This window comes from Coleofasciculus sp. B1-GNL1-01 (assembly GCF_040220235.1).
Lineage (GTDB): Bacteria > Cyanobacteriota > Cyanobacteriia > Cyanobacteriales > Coleofasciculaceae > Coleofasciculus.
The window spans coordinates 41,367-56,935 of sequence record NZ_JAVJTO010000031.1 but is presented as its reverse complement, the minus strand read 5'-3'; the positions used below and the strand labels follow the sequence as shown (position 1 = coordinate 56,935).

Annotated in this window: 15 protein-coding genes; 5 read left to right on the top strand and 10 right to left on the bottom strand. The window is 45.1% G+C overall.

Annotated elements, in window-relative coordinates; translation table 11 throughout:
* Positions 1-80: 80 nt before the first annotated feature.
* From RID53_RS07545 to RID53_RS07530, 4 genes are all read right to left on the bottom strand, one after another.
* Positions 81-626, bottom strand: a complete 546-nt coding sequence (locus RID53_RS07545; protein ID WP_446387528.1) for a cytochrome C — start codon at positions 624-626, stop codon at positions 81-83.
* Positions 627-907: 281 nt separating this feature from the next.
* The gene (locus RID53_RS07540; RefSeq protein WP_446387527.1) at positions 908-1,816 is read right to left on the bottom strand and encodes an AAA family ATPase; all 909 of its coding nucleotides are present in this window, start codon (positions 1,814-1,816) and stop codon (positions 908-910) included.
* Between the two features lie 16 nt (positions 1,817-1,832).
* Complete coding sequence (locus tag RID53_RS07535; RefSeq protein ID WP_446387526.1) at positions 1,833-2,810, bottom strand: bifunctional riboflavin kinase/FAD synthetase; 978 nt, start codon at positions 2,808-2,810, stop codon at positions 1,833-1,835.
* Between the two features lie 128 nt (positions 2,811-2,938).
* A complete protein-coding gene (locus tag RID53_RS07530) occupies positions 2,939-3,844 on the bottom strand; it encodes an MBL fold metallo-hydrolase (protein ID WP_446387525.1) in 906 nt (301 codons plus the stop codon).
* A 702-nt stretch (positions 3,845-4,546) separates the two neighbouring features.
* Between RID53_RS07530 and grxC the strand changes: the two genes are divergently transcribed.
* From grxC to RID53_RS07510, 4 genes are all read left to right on the top strand, one after another.
* A complete protein-coding gene (grxC, locus tag RID53_RS07525) occupies positions 4,547-4,825 on the top strand; it encodes a glutaredoxin 3 (protein WP_006106260.1) in 279 nt (92 codons plus the stop codon).
* 173 nt (positions 4,826-4,998) lie between these two features.
* Positions 4,999-5,967: a glutathione synthase gene (gene gshB, locus RID53_RS07520; RefSeq protein ID WP_446387524.1), complete on the top strand. Its 969-nt coding sequence runs from the start codon at positions 4,999-5,001 to the stop codon at positions 5,965-5,967.
* A gap of 111 nt (positions 5,968-6,078) precedes the next feature.
* The gene (locus RID53_RS07515) at positions 6,079-7,206 is read left to right on the top strand and encodes a Gfo/Idh/MocA family protein (protein WP_446387523.1); all 1,128 of its coding nucleotides are present in this window, start codon (positions 6,079-6,081) and stop codon (positions 7,204-7,206) included.
* 694 nt (positions 7,207-7,900) lie between these two features.
* Positions 7,901-8,221 (top strand): hypothetical protein, encoded by a 321-nt coding sequence (locus RID53_RS07510; RefSeq protein ID WP_446387522.1) that lies wholly within the window; start codon positions 7,901-7,903, stop codon positions 8,219-8,221.
* Between the two features lie 400 nt (positions 8,222-8,621).
* Here the strand turns inward: RID53_RS07510 and RID53_RS07505 are convergent, their stop codons facing one another.
* From RID53_RS07505 to RID53_RS07495, 3 genes are all read right to left on the bottom strand, one after another.
* The gene (locus tag RID53_RS07505) at positions 8,622-8,921 is read right to left on the bottom strand and encodes a ferredoxin (RefSeq protein ID WP_446387521.1); all 300 of its coding nucleotides are present in this window, start codon (positions 8,919-8,921) and stop codon (positions 8,622-8,624) included.
* A gap of 412 nt (positions 8,922-9,333) precedes the next feature.
* On the bottom strand, positions 9,334-10,848 hold the full coding sequence (gene glpK, locus RID53_RS07500) for a glycerol kinase GlpK (RefSeq protein WP_446387520.1): 1,515 nt from the start codon (positions 10,846-10,848) through the stop codon (positions 9,334-9,336).
* A gap of 316 nt (positions 10,849-11,164) precedes the next feature.
* Positions 11,165-12,316 (bottom strand): nucleotide-binding protein, encoded by a 1,152-nt coding sequence (locus RID53_RS07495; protein WP_446387519.1) that lies wholly within the window; start codon positions 12,314-12,316, stop codon positions 11,165-11,167.
* Positions 12,317-12,732: 416 nt separating this feature from the next.
* On the opposite strand from RID53_RS07495, the gene RID53_RS07490 reads away from it, so the two are divergent.
* On the top strand, positions 12,733-13,119 hold the full coding sequence (locus tag RID53_RS07490) for a hypothetical protein (protein ID WP_446387572.1): 387 nt from the start codon (positions 12,733-12,735) through the stop codon (positions 13,117-13,119).
* A 163-nt stretch (positions 13,120-13,282) separates the two neighbouring features.
* On the opposite strand, the gene RID53_RS07485 is transcribed toward RID53_RS07490, so the two are convergent.
* The 3 genes from RID53_RS07485 to RID53_RS07475 form a co-directional block, all read right to left on the bottom strand.
* Positions 13,283-13,828: an EF-hand domain-containing protein gene (locus tag RID53_RS07485; protein WP_446387518.1), complete on the bottom strand. Its 546-nt coding sequence runs from the start codon at positions 13,826-13,828 to the stop codon at positions 13,283-13,285.
* Between the two features lie 628 nt (positions 13,829-14,456).
* Positions 14,457-14,900: a secondary thiamine-phosphate synthase enzyme YjbQ gene (locus tag RID53_RS07480; protein WP_446387517.1), complete on the bottom strand. Its 444-nt coding sequence runs from the start codon at positions 14,898-14,900 to the stop codon at positions 14,457-14,459.
* Positions 14,901-14,931: 31 nt separating this feature from the next.
* Entirely contained in the window at positions 14,932-15,531 is a 600-nt protein-coding gene (locus tag RID53_RS07475) for an alpha/beta fold hydrolase (protein WP_446387516.1), read from the bottom strand.
* Positions 15,532-15,569: the final 38 nt, after the last annotated feature.

Sequence of the window (15,569 nt, the reverse complement as noted above, 5' to 3'; positions counted from 1 at the left end):
ATTATTATTCAAATTACATACATTCTATAGTAATCCATTCAAGCAAAAATAACAATCAAATCCATCATCTTTCCACATTCCTACGGTGAATCTTCCCACTCTGGCGTTAAACGTCGATAGTCATAATCTCTTGCTCCCGGATGACAACTGATGCATCCAGCCGCCGTCAATGTCGGAGGTAAATCAACACGGGGATGAAGGGCTTTAAAATACCGTGATTCAGTCACCCGAAAGGGTGCTTGCTCATCTTCCCCTACAGGACGAGAAAACGTTCGTAAATAATTCCAGACAATGAAGATAAATGGACGCGGAATCTGCTCTAACCGTTGTCCATAATGCTGTTCAGGTTCTAATAGCAAAGTTTCCCAGGTTTGAGTTGGCATAACTTCTGGGGGTAAGGCAACATGACAACTGCCACAGTTTTCCAGGTACAGTTTTAATCCAGTTTGATAGCGCTCTGGAATTGGATCAACAGTGCCAATCGCCATCAGTGTTTCTAAATTCGGGGGTTGAGGTGTCTCTGCTGCCCTTAAAACCCCTGCCATACCGCCGCCGAGAAGGATACTCCAAACCAGTACAAGTACAAATAAAACAGTGTGCGATCGCAGATTGTTATAGTTTGTCATTCGTCATCCGTCATTTGTCATTTTTTATTTCTGACCCTCCAAAAATGTATCAGGGTCAATTTGAGAAATTCCCTTTAGGGACAAATCGTAGGGGCGGGTTTAGGGACTTAATTCAGATATCCACCAATAAATGTTCAACAAAACCCGCCCTCCTCACCGATAAATTAACTACATCAAAAACAAAACCTCTCCTCCCCACCGATAATGGAACAGCAAAACCCACCCTTCGTCCTAACCGAAATAATTTTGTCGCTTTTATGACAATTTTCTACGAGATCCTCTTACGGAATTGCCACAGAACGCAATAACTGTTCAACAATTGGCTTCGCCTGTCGTCCTCCTGCTGCCATGAGACGATGGGACAGAACATGAGGTGCCAGCATCTTCACATCATCGGGAATCGCATAATTTCGCCCGTCCAAAAATGCCAAAGCTTGTGCCGCCCGTTGTAAGGCTACAGTACCCCGTGGACTGACTCCTAAGACCACATCTTCCGCCTCACGAGATGCCCGTACTAAGTTGAGAATATACTGCTGTAACTCTCGTTCCACTTGCACCTGTTGACAAAGACGCTGTAATTCCAAAACGTCCTCTGTTGAAATACAGGGTTTAAGCTCCGAAAGCACCATCCCTCCCTGATGCAGTTGCAGCATTTGCAGTTCTTCCTCAGGCGTCGGATAACCCAGGGATAAAGATAGGGTAAATCGATCCATTTGCGCCTCTGGCAAGGGAAATGTCCCATGATACTCAATCGGATTTTGAGTAGCAATCACAAAAAAGGGTTGGGGAACATTACGAGATTTCCCATCCACCGTAACTTGCCGTTCTTCCATCACCTCCAGTAAGGCTGACTGTGTGCGCGGGGTTGCCCGGTTAATTTCATCCGTCAGTAGAATATTGGCAAAGACTGGACCAGCCAGAAATTCAAATTCACGGCTACTGGGATTCCAGATATTCGTCCCGGTGATATCCGCAGGTAAGAGATCCGGGGTACATTGAATGCGCTGAAATCGCCCATCAATGGAACGTGCCAAGGATTTTGCCAGCAGAGTTTTACCCACCCCAGGCACATCCTCTAGCAAAGCATGACCGCCTGAGAGTAAAGCAACCAAGACTAACCGAATGGCATCGGCTTTACCTACAATCGTCTGAGCCAGATTTTCTTTGAGTTGCTCAATCCGTTCTCTCATTACCCTTCCCCATTCCCTATTGCTGAGATTCAAAAAAAGTGATTGTCGCCGCACAGTCAGCCTGGATTTGCTTCCTGAGATCATCGAGGGAGGCAAATTTTTGTTCTGGTCGCAAAAACTGCTCTAGGCTCACGGTTATCGTCTGTCCGTATAAATCACCAGACCAATTTAGCAGGTGACTCTCAACTGTCAAGCAAGTTCCCTTGACGGTAGGACGTTCTCCAATATTCATTACACCCCATTGCTCCGGGACTGAGGGACTACTGACGCGCACACAGTAAACCCCATTGCGGGGTAAAAACTTGTCGGGGAACCATTCTAGATTGGCGGTGGGAAATCCTATCGTTCTGCCTAATTGCTGTCCTTTAATCACTTGACCCCTGATGCTGTAAGGACGACCCAGTAAGCGATTAGCTTTGAGGATATCTCCTTCCTCTAGGGATTTGCGGATTAAGGAACTGCTGATCCGTTCCCCTTGACAGGTTTGGAGGGTAACGATGCTAACCTTAACCCCATACGTAGCAGCGATCGCCTGCAAGTCCTTCGCGGTTCCAGTCCGGCGATATCCGAAGCGAAAATCCTCTCCGATACTGACATGGGTGGCTCGCAATTGTTCAATTAAAATCTTGTCCACGAATTGTTCTGGACTTAATGCCGCCAGTTCTCGGTCAAAGGGCAGCAGCACCAGTTGTTCAATGCCCAAGCGCTTTAACTGGTCTACTTTTTCGGGTTTTGGCGTCAATAACTTCCACGGTTGACCGGAAAAAAATTCACGGGGATGGGGATAAAAGGTTGCCAAAGTCGGATAAATATGCTCTCCTTCCTGATTAACCCTCTCTTGAGGATGTATTGGCTCAGACTGACCGGGTAAAAGGCTAGAGTGCTGCAAAATAGGATGAATCACCTGTTGATGCCCTCGGTGAATGCCGTCAAAGTTTCCTAGGGCAACAGCAGTTGGTGTTAAAGCAGTGGCAAGAGAAGAAGTAACCCACACGCTTTACATTTTTACACATTCTAGGAGTCGTGGCTAGATCTTGACCAACTCGTTGGCTTTGCGTTAAATTAGATCCCCGACTTCTTCAAGACGTCAGGGATCGGGTAGGAGAGATAAAGTCGGGGATATTATCGAATCGAAGCTTTTATCTCTTGTTGTAGGGGCACTGGATCGGAGACAGCCGACTCCACCAAAGAAATGGACAAGCCTTCACGAGCCATAACGGTATTGCGAAAGTGTTGAATGGCTTCTTCCCCAATTCGATCCAAGAAATCATCGTTGTGTAACGGATCGTGGTGAAAGATAACCAGAGTTTTCACGTTAGCGGCTTTGGCTAACTTAATGCCTTCTTGCCAAGTTGAATGACCCCACCCCACTTTGCTCGTTGCCGGAGAATAATATTCAGTATCCGTGTAGGTGGCGTCGTAGATCAGCACATCCACATCTTGAATCAGTTTTAAGATATTTTCATCTAAACCACTAGGTCTATGTTCGGTATCGGTAATGTAGGCGGCTGCATGTCCCCGCCAATTCACCCGATATCCCACGGCTTCACCGGGATGATTGAGCAAGGTATTTTCGACGGTAATCTCGCCCAGCTCAACGCTTTCACCAACCTCTAGGTCATAGAACTGCAAATCAGCTTGCATGACTTGCAAGGGGACGGGAAAATTGGGATGGAGCATTTGGTCGGTGAGGCGTTGCTTAATCGTGGAACCATTAGGCGCGATCGCTCCATAGATACGGAAACGATTGGTTTTGATAAACGCGGGAACAAAAAACGGAAACCCTTGAATATGATCCCAGTGGGAGTGGGTGAAAAACATGTGAGCCTCCACTGGCATTTGTGACAGCATGGACTGTCCCAACACCCGCAAGCCCGTACCTCCATCAAAAATTAATCGTTCTTTACCCACTCGCATTTCCACACAAGGAGTATTTCCGCCATAGCGAACCGTTTCTGGACCCGGACAGGCAATACTTCCTCTAACGCCCCAAAAGTGAATTGTGAATCCGTTGTGCTGACTAGACATAATTTTTCCTTGCAGGCTTTTTCAGACAGTCCATTTGTTAGTGTTTTCAGGTTGATGAGGAGTCTTTTTCATCCAATTCCCACAGTCTTAACATCTCCACCGACCCGGAGTAATCATCAACATATCCTTATTAGCGGCAGGCAACCCAATAAAACTCCCGGAGAGATATAAGTAGATATAGTCATGGTAGTTTAGGAGTTTTTTTGTTTAAGCTGATTTGAACCAGTTGTTTTGATTGTGGATGGACGAGCTTAGGGACGTCAAGTAACATGTAACGCCTGCGGAATTTATCACCAGGGAATAACTTCCGTGATCGCGATCAATCCGTTCCTGACACTCTTGAGTTGCTCACACCGCTCATCATTCAAGGCTATTCAGCAGTAGTGGTCTGAGGAAGGTAGTTGCACGGGAGCGATCCAGTTCCTTTTTGGGTCAAGGGGTCTAGCTACTATATCTGATACTACTTCCTCACGGATTAGCATCAGGTCTGAGACGCTTTACCTCTAGTTTATACCTACTGTTTTCCACAGCCTAACAAGTTTAGCTAAACCCCGTCTGGCATTTGAGGCAACACCAATATGTGATTTTGATCACGTTTTAGCTTAAGTTGAGCTTGAATGACTTAATTTTAATTACTGTGTGCAGACGTTCCGGCGAAGAAAGCTAAAATTCAAGACATGTTGCTGACGTTGAGAAAAGAGAATGGAACCCAAGGTCGAAATTTATACCTGGAGTCGTTGTCCCTATTGTATGCGAGCTAAAGGGTTGCTCAATGAAAAGGGCATTAACTTTACCGAATATTGTATCGATGGCGATGAACAGGCGCGAGAGCAAATGGCACAACGGGCAAATGGACGCCGTTCTCTGCCACAAATTTTTATCAATGACCACCATATTGGGGGTTGCGATGACCTGTATGGGTTAGAACTACAAGGTGAACTAGATACCTTACTGCAAGACGGAGCAGGGGCGAGTCATTGATAGGGGAGTTCCGGGAGCTGGGGAAGCTGGAGAAGCTGGGGAAGCTGGGGGCGGGTTTTGAACCAACGTTATCGTCAATAGTGAAACGAACGTCCCTAAACCCGCCCCGACAAACCCCAAAATGGTACTATTAGCCGCAACTTGATTATTAATCACCGAGGTAGGATTCCAGCGTGAAATTTGCGTTTATCATTGACCCGCTCTCAAAGCTTAATCCCAGTCATGATACGAGTGTGGCACTCATGGAAGCTGCCCAAGCCTTAGGTCATGACGTTTGGATTACTCAAGCTCAAAAGCTAACAGTTGTTAAGAATCAAGCGTGGGCAAATCTGGAGAAAGTCCAGCTAACCCCAGCCGAACTCGTTGAGGGGCGTTGGGTGGTAAGTGAACGCTGGTACGCTATCTCGGATACTGTATCCCTACCGTTAGAGGATATGGATGCTGTGTTTATGCGGACTGACCCCCCCGTGACTATTCCCTACCTCTATGCGACGTACATTCTTGACTACATCAACCCCAAAAAGACTCAGGTTATCAATACGCCGACAGGTTTGCGACGGGCAAATGAGAAAATGTATGCCCTACAGTTTAATGAAGTAATTCCGGAAACCATTGTTAGCCAGGATAAGTTGACCATCCAGAAATTCGTCGAGAAACAAGGAGCAGCCGTGCTTAAACCCTTGGGCGGTAAAGCTGGGGAAGGGATTCTGTTTCTAGAAGCAGGCGATCGCAACTTTAATTCCCTAGTTGAAGTTAGCACCAAATGGGGGCTTGAACCTGTCATGGTGCAAACCTATCTTCCGGCGGCTAAAGAGGGAGATAAGCGGATCATCCTGCTCAATGGTGACCCGATTGGGGCAGTCAATCGCATTCCTACAGGCAGCGAATTTCGCGGCAACATGGCAGTTGGGGGTCGAGTGGCGGCGACAGAAATTACACCGCAAGAGCAAAAAATTTGTGCTTTACTCAAGCCACAGTTGCAACAAGATGGTTTGTATTTTGTGGGAATCGATGTGATTGGTGGCTATCTCACTGAGGTGAACGTTACCAGTCCCACAGGTATCCGCGAGATTGACCAACTTAATGGTACGTGCTTAGGCAAAGACGTGATTGCCTGGGTTGAACAAAAAACTAACGCCTGAAGTATGAGTTATGAGCGATAAATTTGAATTTCTTCTCACCTGTTCCCTAACGAATGACTTAGCTTGCTTGGCGTTCCGCGAGTATGACGAATGACGAATGACCAATGACGAATGACCAATGACGAAAAACAAATGACAAATCAAATTGGAGTTGCTGTAATCGGTACCGGATTTGGACAGAAAATTCATATCCCAGGTTTTCAGATTCACCCCCGCACGCAGGTGGTAGCGGTTTATAATCCTCACCTGGAGAAAGCCAAGTCGGTAGCTGAATCTCATAATATTCCCCAAGCGAGCGATCGCCTGGAGGATATACTAGCGATGCCAGATGTCCAAGCGGTGAGCATTTCTACCCCACCCTTCCTTCACTACGAAATGGCAAAGCAAGTGTTGCAAGCCAGGAAGCATCTGTTATTGGAAAAACCAATGACCCTCTCAGCCACCGAGACGCGAGATCTCTATCACCTCGCCAATAAGCAAGGGGTTGTAGCTATGCCAGATTTTGAATTTCGCTTTGTTCCCCCATGGCAACTCTTGGCAGAACACTTAGAATCCGGCTACGTTGGTCAAAAGCGTCTGATTAAAATTGACTGGTTAGTCTCCAGTCGGGCTAACGCGCAACGGGCTTGGAACTGGTACGCCCAAAAAGAGAAGGGCGGCGGTGCATTGGGTGCTGTGGCGTCTCATTCGTTTGATTACATTAATTGGCTGTTTGGTTCGGTACGTCGGTTGTGCGCCCAACTGAATACAGCCATTCCCGAACGCCCTGATCCGAGTGAAGGGGGGAAACTAAAACCTGTAGACGCCGATGATACGGGCTTAATCATGCTGGAATTAGCCGATGGTACACCTTGCCAACTTTGCATCAGTTCCGTGACTTATAACGGGCGGGGGCATTTTGTCGAAGTCTATGGCGATCGCGGAACGTTGGTTTTGGGCAGTTCCAACCAAAACGATTATGTTCATGGATTTCAGCTTTGGGCAGCCCCGGCTGGAGAATCGCTGTCAGAAGTAGACATTCCCAAACGACTAGCATTTCCCCAAGTTTACCCGGATGGACGTTTAGCACCCTTTATTCGGGTTGTGGATCAGTGGGTACAAAGTATTGATGCGGATAAACATCAGAGTCCTTCGCTGGCGGAAGGAGTCTATTCCCAATTATTAATGGATTTAACCCATCAATCACATCAACAGAACAGTTGGGTAGATGTACCGAGTTTATCCAGTTTTTTAGCCTAGTGGCGTGGCACACCTAATTTGATGGATTAGTCTCATACACTGTAGGGGCGCAAAGCTTTGCGCCCGATTTCATCGTAATATATAGCACTACGCATTAAGGTTAGGACAATACAATTGGGTGAAAAGGCAACAGGCAACAGGCAATAGGCAACAGGGGAATGTCCTAACGTATCCCCGTAGGGCTATAGCTTTCCTCTCTTTCATCTCAGCAGTTGTTGTGAAAAGTAATGGTTATAATGGAAAATATTCCGTAGCGTTCGTTACATTTTACAGTTTTTATAGTCACAAAAGAAAATGATTAATAATTTTACTTCGGAATCAAATTTCCAAAAGTAATTTGATAGCTTGAGAGAATAATTGAGGTGTTCCAATTTAATTGCTCAGAAGAATAATTGGTTGTAAAAATTTATTTAAAGTATGAGTAAAAATAACGGTAAAATTCTGTGAATCTTCCATGAAGACAAGGGGGCATAAGCCCTTATAACTACATCCCCACCATGGGGATGTTTATAAAAGCTTTATATAATAAGGAATTTATAGCTACCCCCCTAGGGAAAGTTTAGGGTAGGAGCCTTGAGGACATCGGAACCTAAGCCTCACTTAATGAGTCTAGAAATGTTAAGGTAAGGATGAAATGTCTTAATTTCCGTGCCTGTTGAGGTTGAAGAAAAATTCACCTATGTCACAGTCTACTATGAATACGTGTTCCCAAATTCAATGCCCTTTTTGCGATGCCAACTCTTCTGATAGCGGATGTATGCGATATAGTCATCCTACTCAATGTCACTTAACCTCGATGTTTGAGTTTGACTCGGATGATAAGTGGTTATTTAAGTCCGCCGACAGTGAATTCCAGGAAATTCAAACTCTCAATAACCGTTTTATTAACAAAGATAAAGCGAGTCGAAAACAACTCCAGCAACTCAAGAAGAAATCACCGAGAAGCCTGGAGTTACCAATTCCTCAAGCAATACCTCATCCCAGAACAGAAACACAGTTACAACTAGGAGGGTAAATAATTGTTCATTGTTGATGGTTCATGGGTGGCTGTTTGGAGATGTTTTAGTCTCTCTACAGCTTGACCTGAGTCTGGCTGGCAGCGAAAATAACACGGTTTTTATCCTCACGTCATGTAGGGAAAAGCGGTGTCTTCTTCTAGAGCAATTCCAAATCATTTATGGAATCCAATGCTAGTTTCTCATCACATAAAAAAACACCTGTACCTCTTTCCTACTGTTTCCTGTTCCCTGTTCCCTTTGTCTACTCTCGTGAGTTCCACATCGCAAATGAAAACGCCATATATGTTTTAAGCAGGAACACAAAAAAATGGTGTTCCTGCCTTCCCTACTAAGATAGTTAGCAGGCTTATTGATGGATTAGGCGAGTGAGTTAACGCCTGAGTAATATTGACAGAATTAGTACAGTTCTTCTTCTTGGTGAGTGACGATGGTGCAGTCAGATTTAGGATAAGCTACACAGGTCAAAATATATCCAGCTTCAATCTGATCATCATCTAAGAAAGACTGGTCAGACTGATCAATTTCACCATTGACGAGTTTACCAGCACAAGTAGAACAGGCACCAGCACGGCAAGAATAGGGTAAATCAAGACCCTGCTCTTCCGCCACATCGAGAATGTACTCGTCATCAGGTACTTCAATAGTTGTATCCAAGCCTTCAGCTTCGTTCTTTAAGGTGACTTTGTAACTTGCCATTTGTGTTCCTCTCTATTACTCTGAAGCAGCAGAATCAATTGTGCCTTAGTATACTGACCAAGCTAGCATCAGCTAATTGGCAAACATTTTCTGCCTCACTTCTGATACTACGAAAAAAAGTTAAAAAGTTTAAACAGGATTAGGAATGAAAGTGTTAATTGAATATTAAATCAGTTATTCTTATATGTACATCAAGCCGTTAGTGTCCAGATATAGGCGGCATAATTATGCCAGTCAATGACGCTATTGGCAAGGGTTTACCGGATTTTTGATTAGAGCTATTGACGGATTAAACCCCTGATTAATCAGCATTAGTTATATTTATAATTAAGTTCGATGATTTGTACTTACAGATAAACTTCCCCGCCTGGGGCGAGGGCGGGGAAGCTGAGGGTGAATCAAATTGAGGATATCACTCTACCCAATTCTTGGCGCGTTCAACGGCTTTCTGCCAACCGATAAAATTATCCTGGGCAGGTTTTGCCCCCTCTCCTGGCTCGAATGTACGTTCGATGGCGGTTTGGGTAACGAGCTTATGGTAATCATCCCAGAACCCAACGGTTAACCCTGCACCAAATGCCGCACCTTGCGCTGTTGCATCGAGAACGGCGGGGCGTTCCACGGGAATGTTGAGGACATCGGCTTGAAACTGCATTAAGAAGTCATTCTGAGACGCACCACCGTCTACTTTCAGCAGTTCGATAGGGGTGTCGCCATCTTTGTTCATGGCATCAACGACTTCTCTGACTTGATAGGCGATCGATTCCAATACCGCCCGTACCATATGTTCCCGCTTGACACCGCCTGTAATACCCAGGAATGCACCTCTGGCACTCATATCCCAGTGAGGGGCACCTAAACCACTGAGAGCCGGAACAAAATAGATGCCATTGGTATCTTCGACTTGACTGGCTAGGGGTTCAGTTTCGGCAGCCGAATTAATCAGTTGTAAACCATCTCGCAGCCACTGAATACAAGCCCCAGTGGTGAACATCGCCCCTTCTAGGGCAAAAGCCACATCAGTGCCACTACCATTTGCGGCATTTGTCCAGGCGACGGTGGAAAGGAGTCGATTGCCCGATCGCGTCAGTTCTTTGCCCGTATAGGAAATTAAGAAGCAACCTGTACCATAAGTACATTTGAGCATACCCGGGCGATCGCAACCGTGGGCAAACAGCGCCGCTTGTTGGTCACCGAAAATCGCCATAATCGGAATTTCTTCCCCTAGCAAACTGGATTCAGTTTTACCAAACAGTCCCATACTGGGTTGAATTTGGGGCAAAATCTGAGCCGGAATGCCAAATAAATCCAAGAGGCTGTGATCCCAATCTTGATTGGCGAGATTCATCAGCATAGTGCGGCTGGCATTACTGTGATCGGTAACGTGGACTTTGCCCCCGGTGAGATTCCAGAGAATCCAGGTATCAATAGTGCCAGCTAAAACATTATCGAAGTTGGTATCCGGTTTTTCCTGGCGCACCCAATTCAGCAGCCATTCTAACTTCGTGGCTGAGAAATAGGCATCCAGGACTAATCCAGTGCGTTCTTGAATATCCGCATCATGCCCTTGTTGGCTTAACTCCCGACATCGGGCGGCGGTGCGTCGATCCTGCCAAACGATCGCATTATGCAACGGTTCCCCTGTTGTCTTATCCCAGAGTAAACAAGTTTCGCGCTGTACGGTTAAACCAACCGCCGCAATTTCCGACGCCGAAACCCCCTTATCCTTTAAGACTTGCTGCATACAGTCGCGAGTATCCCGCCAAATTTCTTGGGGATCATGTTCCAACCAACCCGGTTGGGGGTAGTGTTGGGTGAATTCCTGATAAACTTGTCCCGCGATCGCACCTTGCTTGTCAAATAGAATGGCTCGGTTCCCCGTGGTACCGAGGTCAAGGGCTAGGACGTATTTAGCGTTAGTCGTCATCGCAATCTTATAAATTTACAGCTAAACCCCAAATAGGGTTGAGTACAGATTTACCAGGTTATGCGATCGCTCGGCTACTCTCTGTAGTCTTTCTTTGCGTTGACAGCAAATGTCTTATGTCATTCGTCATTCGTCATTCGTCATTCGTCTTATGTCCTTTGTAAATTCTCTTCCCCATCTCCCTCATCTTCCCCATCTCCCTCATCTTCCCCTGCTCCCCCTGCTCCCCCTGCTCCCCCTGCTCCCCCTGCTCCCCCTGCTCCCCCTGCTCCCCCTGCTCCCCCTGCTACCCCTGCTCCCCCTGCTACCCCTGCTCTTAATTCCGGAGAATCCCTAACCCTGCTTCCCGTTCAATATAATCGGCGAGGTTAATAAAATCATCGCGGGGATAACAAATTCCGCCCACCAGTTTAAACGCTAACTCACTGCGAGCTTCGTCAGGATTTTCCAGTAAATGAATTCCCCAATAATACAGTTGATCACTAGAGCGAATACAAGCGTATTTGGGATCAATGCAGTGGAACTTATGATCGATGGCTTTGACCTCATTATACGTATTCAAAAACGTATCTCTGAGCAACCGCAATCGCCGTTTAGAGCCGGGATATTTAAAATTATTAACCAGTACAAATAAGTGAGCGTTGTGATTGAGTTCTCGGATGCCTCTTACCGTATCTTTAATCACTTGACCATGTTTGTTCAGTCCCAAGGGATTTAAGGTGGTGGGAATAATACAATAGTCAAATTGACTCACCAGCTCTTTCGGGTTACGTTCTAAGGCAGGGGAACAATCACAAACGACCATTTTACAATCCCGTGCCGCATCTTCGTGCCACTCACGCCAGTCATAGACGGCGATGTAGGTACTCGCACCAACACCTCTAGGTCGGGGAACATCCACCCCATCGCCTAATAGCTTTTGTAGGTTTTGTTCCGGGTCTAAATCGACAAGCGCCACATTAAATCCCTCTAGGGCAAATGCACCCGCTAAATGAGCAGATACGGTGGTTTTGCCGACGCCACCTTTGCAGGTAAAAACGCCAACATAAATTTTACCCGGTTTCGGCGGTTCTGGCGGCGGTAATTCATCCTCATTCACCCAGAGAATTTGGGTGTCTGCTGCAATTCCACATTGGATTTTAGCGTCTGACCCCCAAGAGCGAATTAAAGCATTGGCGGGCGCACCATAGCCTTTAGTGGTGATAAAAAAACCACAGTTAAAGTCTTGACCCGCTTTCGATTCTAAAAAGCCTAGAAATCGGAGTATTTGGGGTTTTTGAACATTACTGATCAACCATTTCAGATGAACCGCACCAGTTTGACCCTCTTTGCTAACCACTAAATCATACTCTGGCGGCTTGGGGTCGGGAGTGGTAACAGTCCACCCCTCGTTCTGAAAAATCGTTGCCACATGTTGCTCAAACTGAGCAAAGTCTCTCATATAAGGCGGCTTTCGAGATGATGACATAACTACGATCAAGTAATAAGTAATAAGTAATAAGTCAAAACGGGGATGGCAGAGCAAATAAAGTGTTGTTTTTACTTACACACATCTTGTCCGATACGTCAACCCTTATTTTTGACCGACTCTCTGGACTATTGTAACTTTTATCACCAATTGCCCCACGTTTCTGCTGATTGGTCATTTACCCTGATGTTACTCAACCCACTCCCATCCCCCAGACGTGCCATGGCACGTTTCTACACCCCCATCTCTCTCATCTCTCTTTAAAGTTTAAGTCCATAGAGGGATGCATTTGTGCTGAACGCCTCTAAGGTGAGTTTAATTTAATTCGCCAGAGGGATGCACGTCAGTTCATCCTTATGTAACTTGGAAAGTGAAATACATACATATTGATGATTTTCGAGGACTTATATATGAATATGAATCAGACAAATCCTTCAGATCGCCAAGCCAAGACAAAAGAGCAAATTAAATCCGAAACCTACGACAGAAAGATTGTTCCGGCGGAAACAGCCGCCCGTCATGAACGGGAAGGAGATAACTATAAGACGAAGGTTACGGAAGAGAACCAAACGAATCCTGATAGTATCAACACTACTGAGGGTTATACCGTAGATAATGAAGGCTTAGTGAATAACTTTGCCGTTGAACCCGAAATGTATGTCAACGAACCGGGTGACTTGCGCCAAAAAGAAGAACAAGAGACGGCTAAACGCCGCCAAGAACTGCAACAACTCGATGAAGAACGCCAAGGCGAGTTGACGATGGAAAAAGATGAGCGTGGTCGAGGACCCGGCGCTGTCTAAGTATAGGCAAAATAGAACAATAAGTACAGACGTAGCAGGCTACGTCTGTGTTTTTAGGTTTAAATTATAGCTTGTCGTCATAACGTTTAGGGCAGATTTAACGGCTGAAACAACTACTTATCAGTAATAAACATTTGCTCCCCGGTTCCCCCACACCTCTACATCAATAAGGTCCAAACATCTCGTTAGCTGGAATGTCTGGATTGTCGCTGTAGAAAAACTCACGAATGAGTTGCAGGACTTCCTCTTTGCTTAAAAAACCATCCTGATTGGTATCTAATTTAGGAAATACTCGTGGAGCATAAACAGGCGATACATTGTAAACACTTAAAATCCCTGCCCACTCTACTTGGCTAATTTTTCCATCTTCATCTTTGTCAAACACCTCAAAAACTAATTCCATAAAGAAATGGATGTTGTGCAGGTATTTCTCTTCATCATTTAAAATAATAGAATAATAGGATAACCATTCTTCTAAGCTAACTTTTTTATTGTGGGTTATATCTGCATCTCGTTTCAATTCTTCCCAGTTGCGATTACAGTTATTCAGTAAAATTTGATACCTAGGAGAGCGTGAACCCCAGTGTCTTAATGCGGCTAACTTTTTTATAATATTTTCAAAATCTTGATAAGCTAAAGCGCCATCAAACTTGGCATCGTGCATACTGAAAAATTTAGTCAGTTTGCGCGTTTGTAGTTCAGTCAGCATAAGCTTTCCCTCTGAGAGTAGAGACATTGCAGGCAACGTCTCTACAATATCATTTCCTTACGTCAAGTTTCCAGTTTGAGTCCATTTTCCTAAGTAGGTCGCTGTACCCGAAGCATTAAGCTCACCACTGGTCAACTGTCCGTTAAGCTGTCATGCATTTAAATTGGGTATTAGTAGCGAGCAAGATGCAAAGCCTGCGGCATGGCTTCGCTTAACGCACTACAAGGATTTAGCCATTATTGATATTAAGGTTTAAATGCCGAACAGCTTATCATCAGTCATTACCTATAATGTGCCTGTTCCCGTCAAATCGAAGGGACGTTCTACCGCGATCGCGGGGTGCTATTCCCAAGCATATAGCAAAGGCTAACCCGAAGATGAATTGCAACGCACGGGTCATTGTTGTTCTCCTTGTTGTTAAAGAAAATAGTGATGGAACTCCGCCAATTTGCTCCCAGTGAGTCTAAACGTATTGCCTGAGAAATTTGTATCGTAGTCCTACAAATTTTTTGGGGATTTAGCTAGGTTACTGATACCAGATATTGGCGTAAACACCAATAATACCCGAATGTGACCCATAAAGTACGAGGAATCGGTTAAGACAACTCGATGAGGGTGAAAGACACTCTCATCTCCTCTCCCCAGTAATTTGCACAAATAGCGTCCGTTTTCGCGGACCATCTAAATCAAAAAATAAGACCGATTGCCAGGTTCCCAGTGCTAACTTGCCATCAACAATCGGAATTACCTCACTGGTACTCAGTGTCATTGCCATAAGATGCGAATGAGCATTCATCGGCTCATTGTCTGGCACATCTCTTAGGTGTAAATCATTATGTAAATAGCGGTCAGAGTCTGGCGCTAATTTTCTCAGATAAACCTTAATATCCTCTAACAATCGTTGTTCATTTTCATTAATCGCTAAGGCTGTGGTTGTGTGGCGGGAAAAGATAAGCACTTGCCCATTGTGAATAGAGGTTTGTGCTAAAAGCTTCTCAATGTGAGGCGTCACATTACAGATAGTAATTCCTGACTCCGTTTCGATTTCGAGTAATTTATTCAAAATAGGCATGGATTTCCAGAGATTAATTAACGATGAATCATTAATTATTAGCTTGAATAAACTCAAGCAAATGATGATGGAATTCATCGGTTTTATTCATATAACAAGCATGACCTGCCTCAGCTAAAATAACTTTTTTACCAGTGGGAATGGCTTGCAGTAATTTATCGGCTTGTGCCACGGGTACAATATTATCATTACTTCCCCAAATTGCTAGGATAGGGAGTTCTATTCTTTGTAATTGAGAACTCAATCGAGAAATCCCCACAGGCGCAACAGCAACAAATCCTTTTAACATGTCTGGATGCTTGCCAAGAAATGGCAAGCTATAGTTGCCACTCATGGAAGGAGAAACAAGAATGGGCTTTGGCAAGTTTAATTGCACAATGAATTCCCGTAAAAATGCTTCAGGAGAACCAGATATTTCCTGAGATTGACCATAACCGGGCAAATCAATTGCTACAGCCCGATATCCGTTTTCCGCCAATAATTTTAAACTGCCAATGTCTTGCCACGTCTGGGAACTAAAACTTGCGCCATGCAAAAATAGCACTGAAGGCGCTGTCGGATTGCCCGCTTCTCGATAATGAATGGTCGCTCCTTGAATCGGGAGGGATTGAGACTGAATTGTTATATCCATTGTTACTATCTTATCTTTCCCCCTCTGCCTCTGGAAAC